Origin of the sequence: Legionella steelei (assembly GCF_001468005.1) — a bacterium.
GTDB lineage: Bacteria > Pseudomonadota > Gammaproteobacteria > Legionellales > Legionellaceae > Legionella > Legionella steelei.
Map to the genome: position 1 here is coordinate 2,204,910 of NZ_LNYY01000019.1, position 14,699 is coordinate 2,219,608.

Here is a 14,699-nt window from a genome sequence, read left to right on the forward strand (position 1 = left end):
CTTAAATTATGAGCGGGCGATTATAAAGCACAATGATTGATTGGTCATTAAGCGGGCATCTAATTTATTTAAAAAAATGCGCAGTGGGCTAAATTAAATAAATGGCGAGAATAATTCCTGCCTCATAAAGCAAGCAAAGTGGTACGGCGAGTATGATTTGCGAAAAAACATCGGGGGGAGTTAGTAACATGCCTACAATAAAAGCAGCAACAATGACATAAGGTCTGATTTTTTTGAGTGTCATCACTTCAATGATTTTTAAGCGCACTAAGACAAAACAAATCAACGGTACCTGAAAGCAAAGTCCAAAGATCATGAGCATTCTAGTGATGAAATCCAATGCATAGGTCATATCAGGCATGTAGCGCACTCCTTTAGGCAAGGCGTGGGCAAAAAAATGAAACATAAATGGCAGTACCAAATAAAAACAAAACAACACCCCAGCAAGAAACAGTAAGAGGCTGAAGATTAGAGCAATACGCAGTGTCGTTTGTTCTCTTCGATAAAGGCCTGGACTAATAAAACGCCAAAATTGAAATAAAGCAATGGGGGCGCTTAGTAATATTGCTGCATCCGCAGCGAGCTTGAGTGGGGTAAATACGGGTGAGGTGACTTGCGTAGCAATTAAGCCCTCTTGCGATGAAAGCGTATGCAATAGTGGGCTAACTAAGGCCTGAAATAAATCATTTGCCCAAAAAAAGAAAATAAAAAATAAGCTGCCAAACCAAATTAGAGTTTGTAATCCACGACGGCGTAATTCTATGAGATGATTGAGCATGAGTTTTTTTTATGTATATTAATTTCCCTTCTCCCCATGGGGAGAAGGTGCCTGCTAGGGTGGATGAGGGCGTTTTTAAGCCTCAGCAAGCTCTTTGTTTTTAACGCCAATTTTTTCGGGTCTGATTTCTCTTAAACGATTAAACTGATCAACAAAAACCACGGTTGGAACTAGACTGGCGCAGTCTTCTTCCAATACTTGACTAAAAGAGGCAATAATAATTAAATCTCCGGGAGTTACCAGATGTGCCGCAGCGCCATTAACGCAAATTTCCGTAGATCCCGGTCTGCCAGTGATGGCATAAGTCTCAAAGCGAGTGCCGGCAGTAATGTTCCATACATTGACGGCTTCATAAGGCAATATATTTGCTGCTTTAAGAAGCTCTGGAGAAATTGTAATGCTTCCTTCATAGTCCAAATCGGCTTCTGTGACACAAGCACGATGAATTTTTGATTTTAACATTTTTCTATAAGCCATAATTATTCCAGCCTTGTTCATAGTGGCCGAATTTTACACCAAATTGATAAGTTTATGCTATACCCAAGAAACGCAAAAAAAGTGATAGGCTAAAAATAGCATTTTGGATTTTCTTGGGTATATCAATTTGCGCTTGGATTTTACAACCGATTGTGAACGGAGTTATGGAAAACCAGGACTCTGCTTTGCTTGCCTAGGCTACTTTTTATTAGGGATGCACGGTATAATTAGCTTTTTACTTTATGGGATGAACTAAGGTGAGGCATAGCCCACGCAAGCGGTTTGGCCAGAATTTTCTACAAAATCGGCACATTATTGATGACATTGTACGAGCAATTAATCCGCAAGCAGAAGATAATATGCTGGAAATTGGTCCAGGCTTGGGTGCGTTAACTGAACCATTGTTGCGGCGTTTAAATCATTTAACCGCTGTCGAAATCGATACCGATTTACAGAAATATCTTGCAGATCTGGCTATTGCGCAGGGGAAATTGCGTTTGGTTGCCGCTGATGCATTAACCCTTGATTACAGCCAATTTGGCTCCCAACTCCGTGTGGTAGGTAATTTACCCTATAATATTTCCACACCTTTGTTAATCCATTTATTACGCTTTACATCATCTATAGAAGACATGCATTTTATGTTGCAAAAGGAAGTGGTAGAGCGTATCGCAGCAGAGCCAGGTAGTAAGGCCTATGGCCGTTTAACGGTGATGCTGCAATATCATTGTGCTGTGGATTATTTGTTTGATGTTCCCCCGGAAGCATTTGATCCACAGCCCAAAGTAGATTCCGCGGTGGTCCGTCTTATACCCCATCGCGTTTCTCCCTTTGAAGAAGTTTCTAAAGCGCAGTTGGAGCGACTAGTGGCTAGTGCATTTGCTATGCGCCGAAAAACGCTTAATAACAATTTAAAGGGGATAATAACGGCTGAGCAATTGAGCACTTTGGGAATTGATGGAAGTAAAAGACCAGAACAAATTTCTATTTCGGAATATGTTCAACTAGCGAAATTTATTTCCAATTAGTGTAAAATTAATCATCATGGACATAATTTTTCAATTTGGAGTTATTAAATTATTATGGAGATGGCCTTGTTTCACCGTCAACGTCAGCGTAAGGGTTCTTTGTCCTCACAAGGTAAATCCTTAAAAGATTTAACCCGCATTGTGAATGCGAATCTTATTTTATCAGAAGATAAGCGGCAGACATTGCTCAAAAAAATTAGAATGTTATCTGGTCTGGAAACTGCGCGCTATGATAGTTTGTGCGGCATGCTGATTAATAATTTAGCCAGTTATTGTCAAAACCTACCTGAAACATCAAATAGTTATTATTCACAGCAAGGTGGACTCATCGATTATGCGCTAAACCGTACCGAAGCGGCACTGAGTCTTTTTCAGGAGTTCATGCTGCAGGATCAGCCTGATTTATTATCTGAAGAACAAAAGCTTTGGCAATATGCGCTTTTTTCCGCAGCAATTCTTCAAGGTATAGGCAAATTGTTTGTTGATTACCGTGTTAGTTTTTATGACGCGAACGGTCAATTTTTAAAAGAATGGAATCCTTTGCTGGAGAATATGAGTAATACCGGCGTTTATTACTTTTACGAGTTTGAAAAAGAGCCCGAAATAGAATTTCGACGTCGTCTCAATTTATTGTTGGCAAGAGCCCTTATGCCAGCCAGTGGATTTGCCTGGTTAGCATCTAATCCGGAAGTTCTCTCGGTATGGCTTGCTTTATTAAATGAAGATGAGCGTTCGGCCGGGACTTTAGGTGCCATTTTAATTCGTGCAGAAGCGATTGCCATCCAGCGTTATTTACTTGAGTTTATGGTGAGGGGCACTGCGGCTCATAGCGGGGGTCGTTACCGTGCAGGTACTTTTTCTGGTGGTCAGCCTGAAAGTTTATTAGAAAAAGAACAAGCAATGGGGATGGAATTTATCCAATGGATGATAAAAGCCTTGGATGAAGGCCGAATTATGATTAATAAAGCGCCATTGTTTATGGTACCTGGTGGTATGCTAATGTGTGCGGAAATGTATCAATTATTCGTACGTGAACATCCTGAATATAAAAATTGGCAAGCAGCCCAAAATGGATTCTTATCCTTAGGCTTACATACTCGTGCTGCTGATGGTGGTGTGCTCAGCCGATTTGAAACAAAAAATCAAATGGAAACCGGAATTGTATTTTCTAAGTATGCTTTAGCTTTACCAGAATCAGTAAAAGTAATGCAAATGAATACCGGAAAAGTAGAATCTATGTCTGCCACGGAATTGATTCATAAAGCACAATTTAGCAGTCAGTTTACCCAGCAACAAAGCCGTGGGTTGACTAATTCATTGCAAAAATTGGATGCGGCAGGGAAATGGCAAGACGTTGACCATGATGGACATACGCCTAGGCCAGGAGCAAAGAACGGTGCCTGATTATGCAATTGGTGATGTGCAAGGTTGTTATGAACCTTTACAACGGTTATTGGAACTCATAGATTTTGACGATAAAACAGATCGCCTATGGTTTGTTGGTGATTTGGTGAATCGAGGCCCAGAATCTTTGGCTGTCTTACGTTTTGTGAGTTCTTTACCCGTTACGCCCCGCATCACCCTTGGCAATCATGATTTACACCTGCTTGCTTCGCTCTTTGGTGGTAGACCATGGCAAGGACATGATGATACTTTGCAGGAAGTAATGCATGCTGCAGATGCTGAAGTTCTTGGGCATTGGTTAAGAAAACAATCCATTTTATATTATTCCCCAGAGCTGCATGTGCTTATGTGTCATGCGGGAATTTGTCCTTTGTGGGACTTGCCACAGGCGGTACAGCTTGCCAAGGAGCTTGAAGAAGTACTTGCTGGTGAACATTATCGCGATTTTTTGTCGCAGATGTATGGCAATCAACCCAATATATGGTCTGATGGTCTCAGGGGAAGTGACAGACTGCGGGTGATTACTAATTATTTTACACGTATGCGTTTTTGCGATGCACAAGGGCAGCTTGAGTTGAGTTATAAAGGAACTATTGCTCAGGCGCCCGCAAATCTTTATCCTTGGTATGAGGTACCGCATCGTAAAGAACTTGATGTGGATCTTGTTTTTGGACATTGGGCCGCTTTAATGGGGCAATGTCCTAATCCTAAAATTCATGCAATAGATACCGGATGTCTTTGGGGTGGCCAATTAACTGCATTACGCTTGCAGGATATGCAGCGATTTGCAGTCTGGAATAAAAAATGATGTTACTAAAAAATGTGCACTCCATCGCTGCATCTTTCAGGTCACGGTATGTTTTGGGGAACAGAAAGGGCATTACGTTTTTCTTAGTTTGCCTCCTCTTAGGCTTTAATGCCTGGTCAATTCCAGTTAATGACGATTTACAAGTAAAACAAGCGGAAGAGCGGCTGCAGCAAGCAATAAAAAATCCTGAATTTATGTTACATAACTGGATAGAGCTCCCCACTTCTCCTGCCGCACGTAATAAAAAAGTTCATCATTTGAGTCTAAGGGATGCGATTTTATTGGCTTTACGTTACAACCCCAATATTCAAAATGTGGAACTGGATCGCATTGTGCAACGTTATCAATTGCGCCTGGCGCACAATCAGTTTGAATTACAATATGCTTTAGGTGCTTCGGGCGTGTTGCAAAAAAGCAAGTTCAATGGTGTGGGTACCGATACCACGCATACTCTGCTCGCCAGCCCCGAATTTAATTTGAAAACAAAACTCGGTACTGAAGCCAATTTATCGATAAATAATAACGTCTCTGAAAATAATAATTACAATCCTACCTTGAATTTTTCCTTGACCCAGCCCCTATTGCGGGGGTTTGGGAAATCAGTCAACGAGGCAGCACTTTTAGATGCAGAAGATAATGAGTGGTTAAACAAATTAAACTTACAACAGTCAGTGGCAGATCAGATCACACAAGTCCTTATGGCTTATCGCATGCTTATTTTGAGTGGGAATAATTTACAAAATCAGCGTTTGCAGCTAAAAGAGGCCAAAAAGTCTTATGAAATTAATGAGAAAAAAATAAAAGCGGGGCAATTAGAACCGACTGGTAATATTCAGCAATCCTATCAAATCGAGTCATTAAGTTTAATGGTGGAACAGGCGGAAAATGATTTTCAAACGGCATCGCAGGATCTTTTACAGACCATAGGCCTTGACCCAGAAATGCACATCTCAGTTCCTAGCGATGTTGTTTTAGAAAAACTCACAGTACCTAATTTACAGCAATCTATTGATCAAGCTTTAAGCCATAATACGATTTATTTAGCACAAAAAATGACATTGCGGGCTGATGAGCGTGCCTATAAAGTAGCTAAGAATCAACAACTCTGGCAATTGGATGTGTCAGCCAATGTGCAAAGTGGGGTTGTGAATGATGTGACCGGCGTTAATGGAGGTATTAGTGGAATTTACAATGGAAATAACCTCACTGAGGCTGCTCGTTTGACCCTAACTGTGCCTTTGCATGATATTGGTCGGCGCAGCCAATTAATTAACGCTAAAGTGCGCTTGGAAAAAGACCGTTTAAATTTACTTGCTACAAAACGCGCTTTAATAACGAATATAACCAATACGATTAACAACATAAATAGTTTGGCAAAACGTTATCAATTGGCGCTAAAACAAGTGAAGCTGGCAGAGCAATCGTATGCATTGGAGAAGAAAAAACAACAGGCAGGCATATCCAGTGCGTTGGATGTAAATAACACGCAAAATCAGCTGATTCAAGCGCAGTCTGGGTTAATCAATGCAAAAATTGCATATCTCAATCAGATATCTAATCTGCAAAAGACTTTGGGAACAACGTTGGAGCATTGGCAAATTAAATTAAGGTATGGTGGATGAATAGGTATCTCAACAAGTCAAAACTTATAATTTTATTATTGATAGGATTTCTTTTATGTTCATGTGGGCATCGTGAAAAGCAAAAAACGGTCGCATTACACCAGTATAAAGTTACAGAACAAACCATGCATAAGACCTTGCATTTTACCGGAACGGTTCAGCCTTTGCATGAAGATACAATTGCCAGTCCAATTGAAGCTGTGGTTGAAACAATGAATTTTCATTATGGGCAGTTGGTTAAAAAAGGCGATATCATTTTAACGCTTAACTCAACTGAGTTACAAAGGCAATTTAATGACACTTTAACTGAATATTTAAAAGCTAAAGACAGTTATACCATAGCAAAGGCCAAATTTGTTGGAACTCAGGATTTATGGGATGCAGGCTTATTATCCAAAAATAACTACATGAGTGAAAAATCCAATGTGGATACTGGTCGGGTTACCTTAATGCAAACCACGCGTAAGTTGACGGAAATGTTGGAAAAACTTGATGAAAATGGCCCCAAAAATCTATCTGCTTTAAGTTTGGCTGATTTCGATAAGATAAAAAACATTTTGGCCGCAAATCATAATATGATTCGTTTAAAAGCACCCAATGAAGGAGTATTGCTGTACCCACCTAAAGCCGGTGAGGATAAAAGTGCGCGAGTTACTGTAGGAACTACCGTAAAGCCGGGCCAAGTTATTGGTTTAATTGGTGACTTATCTGGGATCCACGTCGAAATTGATGTCCCAGAAATTGACATCACTCAGATTCAAACTGGCATGAATGCTACAGTAAGCGGTGTTGCATTTGGTAAATATCAATTAAAAGGACAGTTGGTTACCGTGAATGCACAAGCGTCAACGAGCAATGGGCTGCCTTTTTTTACCGCAGTAGTTGAGGTTAGAAACTTAACTCCCGAACAACAACGTTGGATCAAAGTAGGTATGAGTGCATCCATAGAATTAAGCGTAGATAATGGCAAACAGCTGCTGATACCTATTGCTGCCATAAAACGTGAAAAAGGCCAAAGCATCGTGCAGCTACAAACTAAGCCAGGTACTAGTGAAAAGCGCGTGATTACAACAGGCGCTGCGCAAGCAGATTTAGTGGTTGTCGAGACCGGCTTAAAGGTCGGTGATGTGGTGGTTTATGAGTGATCTCGTTATAAGTCGCGATAAAAACGCTGTTTCTGAGTTAGACGGGGATATGCGTGCTCTGAAACAACGTTTAAATCCTGCATTGAAACCGCTGGATGGGCGTCATGCAACCAAGACTCAGCAGCCATTAATGGCGCTGTCTAATATTATTAAAACCTACCACTTAGAGGGAATCAGCACGACGATTTTAAAAGAAATATCGCTTACCGTATATGAAGGCGATTTATTGGCTATAGTCGGTGCCTCTGGTTCAGGCAAGTCGACTTTGATGAATATTATGGGCCTTCTGGATAAAGCAGATTCTGGCACTTATTTATTGAAAAATCGTAATGTTGCTGCATTGACTGACGATGAATTAGCCGAGTTACGCAATCAAAACATTGGATTTGTTTTCCAACAATTCAATTTATTGCCAAGATTTAGTGCCATGCAAAATGTGGCATTGCCATTAGTTTATCGCGGTGTGGGCGCTGCAGAAATTAAGGAACGAGTTCTTGTTGCCCTAGAGCGCGTAGGGATGCATCAATATGCACAGCACCGACCCACACAATTATCAGGTGGACAACAACAACGTGTTGCGATTGCTCGTGCTTTGGTAACGGAACCACAAGTGATTTTGGCGGATGAACCTACCGGTGCTCTTGATTCACGTACCGGTAATGAAGTAATGAATTTATTTTTAAGTTTGCATGCTCAGGGACGTAGTATCATTATGATTACCCATGATGAGCAGGTTGCTGCATTGTGTCAGAGAAAAATCACTCTTGTGGATGGTTTTGTGATGGCGGAGACTGCATCATGAATTTTGCTGGACATTGTCAGCAAGCCTTAGTTAATTTGACCGCTGCCAAATTACGTTCTTTTTTAGCTGTTTTAGGCATTTTGGTGGGTACTGCTGCGGTTGTTGCTTTAATTAGTAGTGGTCAGCTTGCTACGGAAAAAGCATTAGCGCAATTCAAGGCCTTAGGTACCGATTTATTGGCGGTTGCTGTTTATCCAAAAACGACTGACAAATCCGGAAGCATGGAATCAATTTCTGCGGCGCAATGGGAACAATTACCTGAACGCATACCCTCTATTATTGATATGGCGCCCTATAGTACAGCGTATCAACCTTTAAGTTTTCAGGGAAAACAAATGCAAGGAGCGGTCATTGGCGCGAATGAGCATTTGGCGAAAATTGTGCATATTAAGTTAGCGGCCGGCCATTTTGTTTCTTTTGTTGAATCTTATGAACATTATTGTGTGATTGGTGCGGGTTTGGCACGGCAAATTCAAGAGATCAGTTTTGATGATCCCATAGGCAAACAATTACGCATAGGACAATCCTTATATACGATCATCGGTGTGGCTGAGCCTTGGAAAGAAAATGGCTTTTTTAATGAAGATGTCAATCAGGCTGCCATTATTCCTTTGGCAGGAATTAATCTCGTCAGTAAGGATGCGAAGGTAAATAATGTGGTGTTGGAGTTGAAACCTGATAGCCCTATAGATGAGGTGATTGAGGAAATAAAACAAATTGTTGGTTCGATAGCCCCCAAGCTGAGCGTTTTCTCGCGTAGTGCCAAACAAATTATTGCCAGTATGGAAAATCAAGGGCACATTTTTACCTTATTGCTGGGGGTCATTGGTGGCATTTCATTGCTGGTTGGTGGCATTGGGGTGATGAATGTCATGTTGGTTTCAGTCAGTGAGCGAAAAAAAGAAATTGGTATCCGTAAAGCAGTTGGTGCCAAAAATAGTGAGATTCAAGCGCTATTTTTAGTCGAATCAGTCATGCTTTCTTTACTGGGTGGTATTCTTGGCGTGCTTTTAGGGCTAACTTTTACACGTATTTTGGCCTATTTTAGTGATTGGAATTTTTCAATCTATCTTCTTCCGCCGATAGCGGGTTTTTTAGTTTCGGCCGCCACCGGAATTTTCTTTGGTTTTTATCCCGCACGACGCGCTGCAAAATTAGAACCGGTAGTTTCTTTGCGTAGCGAGTAATGCTTGAGCGTTATGTTCGTAGCCTGGTTAGCGTAACGAAACCCGGGGAAGAATGGGTTGCCAAACTAGGTTCCGTTACGCAGCATCCAGGTTACATGTACACAATTTATCTCTCTATTGCACTGAATTTATAAGTAACTTATGATGAAAAATTCTTTTTATCATTAAATGGACTTGCATATGGTTAAAAAAATTTTGTGGGTGCTGGTCTTAACATCAGGTTTTATTTCTTTTTCTTTTGCTGATTCTGCCTCGCCACAAACTGCGTCTTCAAATAATGCCCAAGTCCCTTCAAGTTATATGCCGGTAGTGATTCACGAGACTTTTGCGAGTATTTTGCAGCGTATGAGTAGCGCCAAAGAGGCGATCAACACGCGTCAACAAGAACTGTTAAAACGGCGTTATGACTTGAGTAATAACCCGTCTAAAACGGTGACGATGTCTGGCGGTAAACCGATACAAGAAGGTGTTCGCGTGAAGCTTGCGGAAGGGGTTACTTGGGACCAGCTCGCGAAAATGAGTCCTGATGATATTAAGAAAAAAGGCCTATTCCCACAAGGATTTTTACCGCTACCGCACCCCAATCATCCTGAAGGAGGGATGTTATTTCCCAAATTTGTTATTGATGAAATTAAGAAACAAGAAGATCGCGATCTGACCCGTTTTGATTTGGATTTTGATATTCCGGATCATTTTTTACCTCCTTACCCTGCGCCGATTTTTCTGACAACAAGGCCCGATCTTGGTGATGTATCACAAGGTAAAGTGGTCACACTCGAAAACTATTATGAATTATTTAATGGGATATTGAATCCGAAACAAATCGAGGGATTACGTTTATTACTTACGCCCTTCCCACAACAGCAGTTTAACCAAACCGAAGACCGACGTTCCGTAAGACCAAGTCGTGGCGTGGCGTGTTTTGATTGTCATACCAATGGGCATACGAACAAAGCAACGCATTTGGCAGGTGATGCTAGACCTCAAGAATTTCGTCATCGCATCGATACCCCGACTTTACGCGGTGTGAATATTCAAAGATTGTTCGGCTCCCAACGTGCATTAAAAACGATTGAGGACTTTACGGAGTTTGAGCAACGAGCAGCTTATTTTGATGGTGATCCTGTTATTGCCACTAAAAAAGGAGTCAATATTCTGGAGCGCGGTAGTCAAGTTCACTTCATGGCGGAATTCCAAGAAATTCTGGATTTTCCTCCAGCACCTAAATTGAATTGGGAAGGCAAACTGGACCCCGCCAAAGCAAGTCCTGCAGAATTACGTGGGCAAGAATTATTCTTTGGTAAAGCAAAATGTTCCACTTGCCATACACCACCGTACTATACTGACAACACCATGCATAACTTACAGACAGAAAAATTCTACCAGCCACAGTTGATTAACGGTATAAAAGCAGTTGGCGATGGACCAATCAAAACATTTCCTCTACGAGGAGTAAAAGATTCTCCACCATATTTACACGATGGTCGCTTGTTAACTCTGGCAGATACAGTTGAGTTTTTTAACTTAGTCTTGCAATTGCAGTTAACTCAAGACGAAAAAGCTGATTTAACAGCATTTATGGAAGCGTTGTAATACTCAAGGTATAATCGCTTAACTTGGTAGCCTGGGATACGTAGCCTTGGCTGCACCCAGGCTACAATAAATGTCAAAACTACGGTTTTAAGATAAATGGTCTATCTTATATTAAGATGGCAGTTCGATAACTAAAAAATCAGGGGGAAGGGCTATGAAAAAATGGGGACTTGCGATTATCGCATGTGTTCTAGTACATCATGCTGCCTTTGCACAACAGAATTGGAGTAGTTGGGTTGCAGAAGTCAGAACAGAGGCCTTGCAAAAAGGGATTTCACCAGAGATTTTTGATGAAGCCTTTGCAGGGATCCATGAGCCAAGCCATCAAATTAAAGGACTTTTACGTTCGCAGCCAGAACATCGCCTTACCTTTATGAAGTACCGCAGCACACGCGTCGATCCCTATAGAATTACTATAGGACGCAAGGAATATAAAAAGAATCAGGCAGTATTGGAAGCAGTAGCCAAACAATATGGGGTAAATCCTTGCTTTATCGTCTCATTTTGGGGAATGGAAACGAGCTATGGTACTTATATGGGGAATTTTCCCGTTGTGAAAGCTTTAGCGACGCTTGCTTATGACTCCAATCGTAAAGATTTTTTCCGTAAAGAGTTATTTATTGCCTTACGTATTCTGAATGAAGGACACGTTAGTTTGACTGACTTCAAAGGGGAGTGGGCTGGCGCCTCTGGGCAGCCACAATTTTTACCTTCGAGTTGGGTTAAATATGCTGTGGATTATGATGGCGATGGTCGAAAAGACATTTGGAGAAGCAAACCCGACGTATTTGCTTCAATTGCAAATTACATGAAGCAAAATGGATGGCAAACCGGAGAGCCATGGGCAATCCAAGTCAAGTTACCGCGTAAATTTGATATGGCAATGGAGGGTAAAACCATTGTCAAACCTGTGAGTGATTGGAATGCTATGGGGGTGCGAACAGAAGATGGTAAACCGTTACCTTATCAAAATCTGCAAGGTAGTATCGTGCAACCATTAGGTGGGCCAACCTTCTTAACCTTCCCTAATTACAAGATGATTTTGCATTATAATAATTCCATTTATTATGCAGGGGCGGTGGGTTATTTAGCAGACAAAATTTGTCAAGCGCAACCAAGGTAAGCTATGGACGATTATCTAGATAAAACAGCCAGTTTGACTCCTTTAGCAAAAAGGATAATTTGCGATAAAGCCACAGAGTATCCTCACACTGGGTCTTATAATTCGGTTATGACTATCGGCACTTATTTGTGCCGACGCTGTGGTTTGGCCTTATTTCGTGGGTCAAGTCAATTCAGCTCAGGGTGTGGCTGGCCTAGTTTTGATGATAACATCGTCCATGCAGTGAAACAGATTCCAGATAGCGATGGCAGGCGTATGGAAATACTCTGCTCGCGTTGCGATGCCCATTTAGGGCATGTCTTTACTGGCGAATATTTTACGCAAAAGAATTTGCGTCATTGCGTTAATTCAGCCTCCATTGATTTTGTAGCATCCAACCTGGTTTTAGATACTGAAGAAGCGATTGTGGCTGGTGGATGTTTTTGGGGCGTGGATCATTTTTTAAAGCAAATCCCCGGCGTTCTTCGCGTTGAGGCGGGCTATACTGGGGGTATTACTACAGAACCAAGTTATGAGCAGGTGTGTCAAGGTGATACAGGGCATTACGAAGCCGTACGGGTTATCTATGATAAGGCCAAGACCGATTACCATCAGGTTCTGAAACGCTTTTTTGAAATTCATGATCCTACACAAAAATCGGGACAAGGTCCTGATATAGGCCAGCAATATCAAAGTGCTGTATTTTATTACAATCAAGAACAATTAGAAGAAGCGGAAACCTTAATGCAAATGCTGCAAAAAAGAGGTTATCAAGTGGCTACCCGTCTTTTTCCAGTACAAACATTTTGGCCGGCAGAAGAATACCATCAGGATTATTATGCCAAACATCATAAAGCCCCTTATTGTCATCAACCAGTAAATCGTTTTGACTAAGATTGTATGGTGGAAAGGAGTAGCAAATGGAGTTTACTTTTCGCATTGCTAAGAAAAAAGACAAAGAAGAAATCTTTTTTTTAGTAAACAAATTGGCGGAACATGAGCGCAAAAAACCGGAAGAAGTCAATTTGACTCTAGATAAAATAGAGTCTCATGGTTTTGGGCTAACGAGGTATTTTTATGTCTTACTGGCTGAATATAAGGAAAAGCCAGCTGGTTATGCCTTATTTTTCTTTTCCTACTGCGCCTCAGAAGCAGCCCCCATTCTTTATGTCGAAGAGCTATTTGTAGATGAACTCTATCGTAACCATGGCTTGGGTTCTGCATTGTTGTCAAATCTTGCCCACATAGCAATCGAGAAAGAATGTTGTCGCATGGAAGGACATACAATGACCTGGAATAAGAAAGGAATTGAGTTCTTTGAATTTATAGGGGCATCTCCGCGAACCGATTTGCTGCAGTTTCGGTTAGCAGGCGAGCATTTGCAAAAATTGGCAGCACAAAAATAGAGGTATTTATTTTTTCAATTTGCTCATAACGATACCTAAGAAAGGAAATGCCAACAATTGAATTGCAATGGAGAAGATAACCAGTGCAGAAATGGAAATGTCATAGAGTACACCCATAGCCACACTCCCCAAAAACCAAAAAATGCCAAATCCGGTATTGAACACTCCATAAGCTGAACCTCGTTTTTCTTTGGGTATCATGCCTGCAACTATAGCCCGCATCAGTGATTCATGAGCACATACACCAATGCTCCATAAAATAACTCCTGATAAAGCCAGACTGGCATTGCCCAAAAAGACTAAAGGTGCAAAAAAGCACGATAAAAAAGAAACGATAACTAAAATAATAAAACCATAACGATCATAAAGATGGCCAAGTAATGGAGCACTTACTATGTTAAATCCTTTTGCTATTGCATAAGAAATTGGGATCCATAGTGGAGATAAAAGACCTGTTTTTTGAAAATGATAGGCGATTAAAGGAAAATCGGCATAGCCTGCTGCTATGAGTGCTGCTCCAGATAAATACAACCAAAAAGCGGTATTCATACCCATGCCCGCCACTTCAAGTGTATCGTGGTGTACCTCTAAATCCTGAGGGCGTGGATAGAGCCAGCGTGCGAGCAATAAAGTACTTAAGGCACATAATGCGGGGATTAAGAGTAAGGCAAAGCAATACTGATAGCCTATTTTAAAATAAAGTGCCAGGGCAAGAATCAAAGGACCTAACATCGCACCTGTTTGATCCAATGCTTCATGTAAGCCAAAAGCCCAACCCATTCCTTTTTGGTGTCCTGCATGAGCTAGCATTGCATCACGAGCCGGGGTACGAATTCCTTTACCTATACGCTCAGTAACAATCAAGGTGGCAGCAAACCACCATTGGTCTGTTATTGCTAACAAGGGGACGGCTAATAAATTAAGGGTATAACCTAAAATAGTAATGGTCCAATACTTGTGTGTGCGATCAGTAAGATAACCTGAAACCATACGGAGTACATAACCCAATAACTCTCCAAAACCTGATACAAAGCCAACTACAGCAGCATTGGCCCCTAATAATGCTAAGTATGGGCCGGTGATACTGCGCGCTCCTTCATAAGTCATATCTGCAAAGAGACTTACAATACCCGTAAGAATAATGAATTTAAGGGCTGCATCTTGAGATAAATTTTTTTGAAGACTCATGAGTTTGTCTCTATAAAGTCATTATCTTGTAGCCTGAGCGAAAGCGAAGCTGTAACCCGGGGCAATATGGTTACGGCTGCTTAATCTTTTTCTACGCCCCTCAGTCAAGTGGGAGATGTAGGATAAGTGTCAATGCTTATACTCAGATTACAATTCATA

The 14,699-nt window shown here is 41.2% G+C and carries 14 protein-coding genes; 11 read left to right on the forward strand and 3 right to left on the reverse strand.

Features of this window, described 5'->3' with window-relative positions; translation table 11 throughout:
• Positions 1 to 88: 88 nt before the first annotated feature.
• A complete protein-coding gene (gene tatC / locus Lste_RS13705; protein ID WP_058511478.1) occupies positions 89 to 778 on the reverse strand; it encodes a twin-arginine translocase subunit TatC in 690 nt (229 codons plus the stop codon).
• A gap of 75 nt (positions 779 to 853) precedes the next feature.
• Complete coding sequence (gene panD, locus Lste_RS13710; RefSeq protein WP_058511479.1) at positions 854 to 1,255, reverse strand: aspartate 1-decarboxylase; 402 nt, start codon at positions 1,253 to 1,255, stop codon at positions 854 to 856.
• Between the two features lie 257 nt (positions 1,256 to 1,512).
• Between panD and rsmA the strand changes: the two genes are divergently transcribed.
• From rsmA to Lste_RS13765, 11 genes are all read left to right on the forward strand, one after another.
• Positions 1,513 to 2,283 (forward strand): 16S rRNA (adenine(1518)-N(6)/adenine(1519)-N(6))-dimethyltransferase RsmA, encoded by a 771-nt coding sequence (gene rsmA, locus Lste_RS13715; protein WP_058511480.1) that lies wholly within the window; start codon positions 1,513 to 1,515, stop codon positions 2,281 to 2,283.
• A 54-nt stretch (positions 2,284 to 2,337) separates the two neighbouring features.
• Positions 2,338 to 3,687, forward strand: a complete 1,350-nt coding sequence (locus Lste_RS13720; RefSeq protein ID WP_058511481.1) for a TraI domain-containing protein — start codon at positions 2,338 to 2,340, stop codon at positions 3,685 to 3,687.
• On the forward strand, positions 3,680 to 4,495 hold the full coding sequence (locus Lste_RS13725) for a symmetrical bis(5'-nucleosyl)-tetraphosphatase (protein ID WP_058511482.1): 816 nt from the start codon (positions 3,680 to 3,682) through the stop codon (positions 4,493 to 4,495). Before Lste_RS13720 ends, Lste_RS13725 begins: the two co-directional genes overlap by 8 nt.
• Complete coding sequence (locus Lste_RS13730) at positions 4,492 to 6,117, forward strand: TolC family protein (protein ID WP_058511483.1); 1,626 nt, start codon at positions 4,492 to 4,494, stop codon at positions 6,115 to 6,117. The genes Lste_RS13725 and Lste_RS13730 overlap by 4 nt, the downstream gene beginning before the upstream one ends.
• Positions 6,114 to 7,262 carry an efflux RND transporter periplasmic adaptor subunit gene (locus tag Lste_RS13735; RefSeq protein ID WP_058511484.1) on the forward strand — a complete coding sequence of 383 codons (1,149 nt, stop codon included), beginning with the start codon at positions 6,114 to 6,116 and terminating at the stop codon, positions 7,260 to 7,262. The genes Lste_RS13730 and Lste_RS13735 overlap by 4 nt, the downstream gene beginning before the upstream one ends.
• Positions 7,263 to 7,392: 130 nt before the next feature.
• Positions 7,393 to 8,064 carry an ABC transporter ATP-binding protein gene (locus Lste_RS13740; protein ID WP_058511743.1) on the forward strand — a complete coding sequence of 224 codons (672 nt, stop codon included), beginning with the start codon at positions 7,393 to 7,395 and terminating at the stop codon, positions 8,062 to 8,064.
• Positions 8,061 to 9,251, forward strand: a complete 1,191-nt coding sequence (locus Lste_RS13745) for an ABC transporter permease (protein ID WP_058511485.1) — start codon at positions 8,061 to 8,063, stop codon at positions 9,249 to 9,251. Before Lste_RS13740 ends, Lste_RS13745 begins: the two co-directional genes overlap by 4 nt.
• A gap of 180 nt (positions 9,252 to 9,431) precedes the next feature.
• Positions 9,432 to 10,844, forward strand: a complete 1,413-nt coding sequence (locus tag Lste_RS13750) for a hypothetical protein (RefSeq protein ID WP_058511486.1) — start codon at positions 9,432 to 9,434, stop codon at positions 10,842 to 10,844.
• 154 nt (positions 10,845 to 10,998) lie between these two features.
• A complete protein-coding gene (locus Lste_RS13755) occupies positions 10,999 to 11,967 on the forward strand; it encodes a lytic murein transglycosylase (protein ID WP_058511487.1) in 969 nt (322 codons plus the stop codon).
• Between the two features lie 3 nt (positions 11,968 to 11,970).
• Positions 11,971 to 12,840 carry a bifunctional methionine sulfoxide reductase B/A protein gene (locus Lste_RS13760; protein WP_058511488.1) on the forward strand — a complete coding sequence of 290 codons (870 nt, stop codon included), beginning with the start codon at positions 11,971 to 11,973 and terminating at the stop codon, positions 12,838 to 12,840.
• A gap of 26 nt (positions 12,841 to 12,866) precedes the next feature.
• Positions 12,867 to 13,352, forward strand: coding sequence for a GNAT family N-acetyltransferase (locus Lste_RS13765; RefSeq protein ID WP_058511489.1), 486 nt, complete (start codon positions 12,867 to 12,869; stop codon positions 13,350 to 13,352).
• A gap of 6 nt (positions 13,353 to 13,358) precedes the next feature.
• On the opposite strand, the gene Lste_RS13770 is transcribed toward Lste_RS13765, so the two are convergent.
• The gene (locus tag Lste_RS13770; protein WP_058511490.1) at positions 13,359 to 14,540 is read right to left on the reverse strand and encodes an MFS transporter; all 1,182 of its coding nucleotides are present in this window, start codon (positions 14,538 to 14,540) and stop codon (positions 13,359 to 13,361) included.
• Positions 14,541 to 14,699: the final 159 nt, after the last annotated feature.

What these genes read in the sequence shown, in the direction of transcription:
- tatC (WP_058511478.1), bottom strand. Translation starts at nt 778, where the DNA reads ATGCTCAATCATCTCATAGAATTACGCCGTCGTGGATTACAAACTCTA.
- panD (WP_058511479.1), bottom strand. Translation starts at nt 1,255, where the DNA reads ATGGCTTATAGAAAAATGTTAAAATCAAAAATTCATCGTGCTTGTGTC.
- Lste_RS13720 (WP_058511481.1), top strand. Translation starts at nt 2,338, where the DNA reads ATGGAGATGGCCTTGTTTCACCGTCAACGTCAGCGTAAGGGTTCTTTG.
- Lste_RS13730 (WP_058511483.1), top strand. Translation starts at nt 4,492, where the DNA reads ATGATGTTACTAAAAAATGTGCACTCCATCGCTGCATCTTTCAGGTCA.
- Lste_RS13735 (WP_058511484.1), top strand. Translation starts at nt 6,114, where the DNA reads ATGAATAGGTATCTCAACAAGTCAAAACTTATAATTTTATTATTGATA.
- Lste_RS13740 (WP_058511743.1), top strand. Translation starts at nt 7,393, where the DNA reads ATGGCGCTGTCTAATATTATTAAAACCTACCACTTAGAGGGAATCAGC.
- Lste_RS13745 (WP_058511485.1), top strand. Translation starts at nt 8,061, where the DNA reads ATGAATTTTGCTGGACATTGTCAGCAAGCCTTAGTTAATTTGACCGCT.
- Lste_RS13750 (WP_058511486.1), top strand. Translation starts at nt 9,432, where the DNA reads ATGGTTAAAAAAATTTTGTGGGTGCTGGTCTTAACATCAGGTTTTATT.
- Lste_RS13755 (WP_058511487.1), top strand. Translation starts at nt 10,999, where the DNA reads ATGAAAAAATGGGGACTTGCGATTATCGCATGTGTTCTAGTACATCAT.
- Lste_RS13760 (WP_058511488.1), top strand. Translation starts at nt 11,971, where the DNA reads ATGGACGATTATCTAGATAAAACAGCCAGTTTGACTCCTTTAGCAAAA.
- Lste_RS13765 (WP_058511489.1), top strand. Translation starts at nt 12,867, where the DNA reads ATGGAGTTTACTTTTCGCATTGCTAAGAAAAAAGACAAAGAAGAAATC.
- Lste_RS13770 (WP_058511490.1), bottom strand. Translation starts at nt 14,540, where the DNA reads ATGAGTCTTCAAAAAAATTTATCTCAAGATGCAGCCCTTAAATTCATT.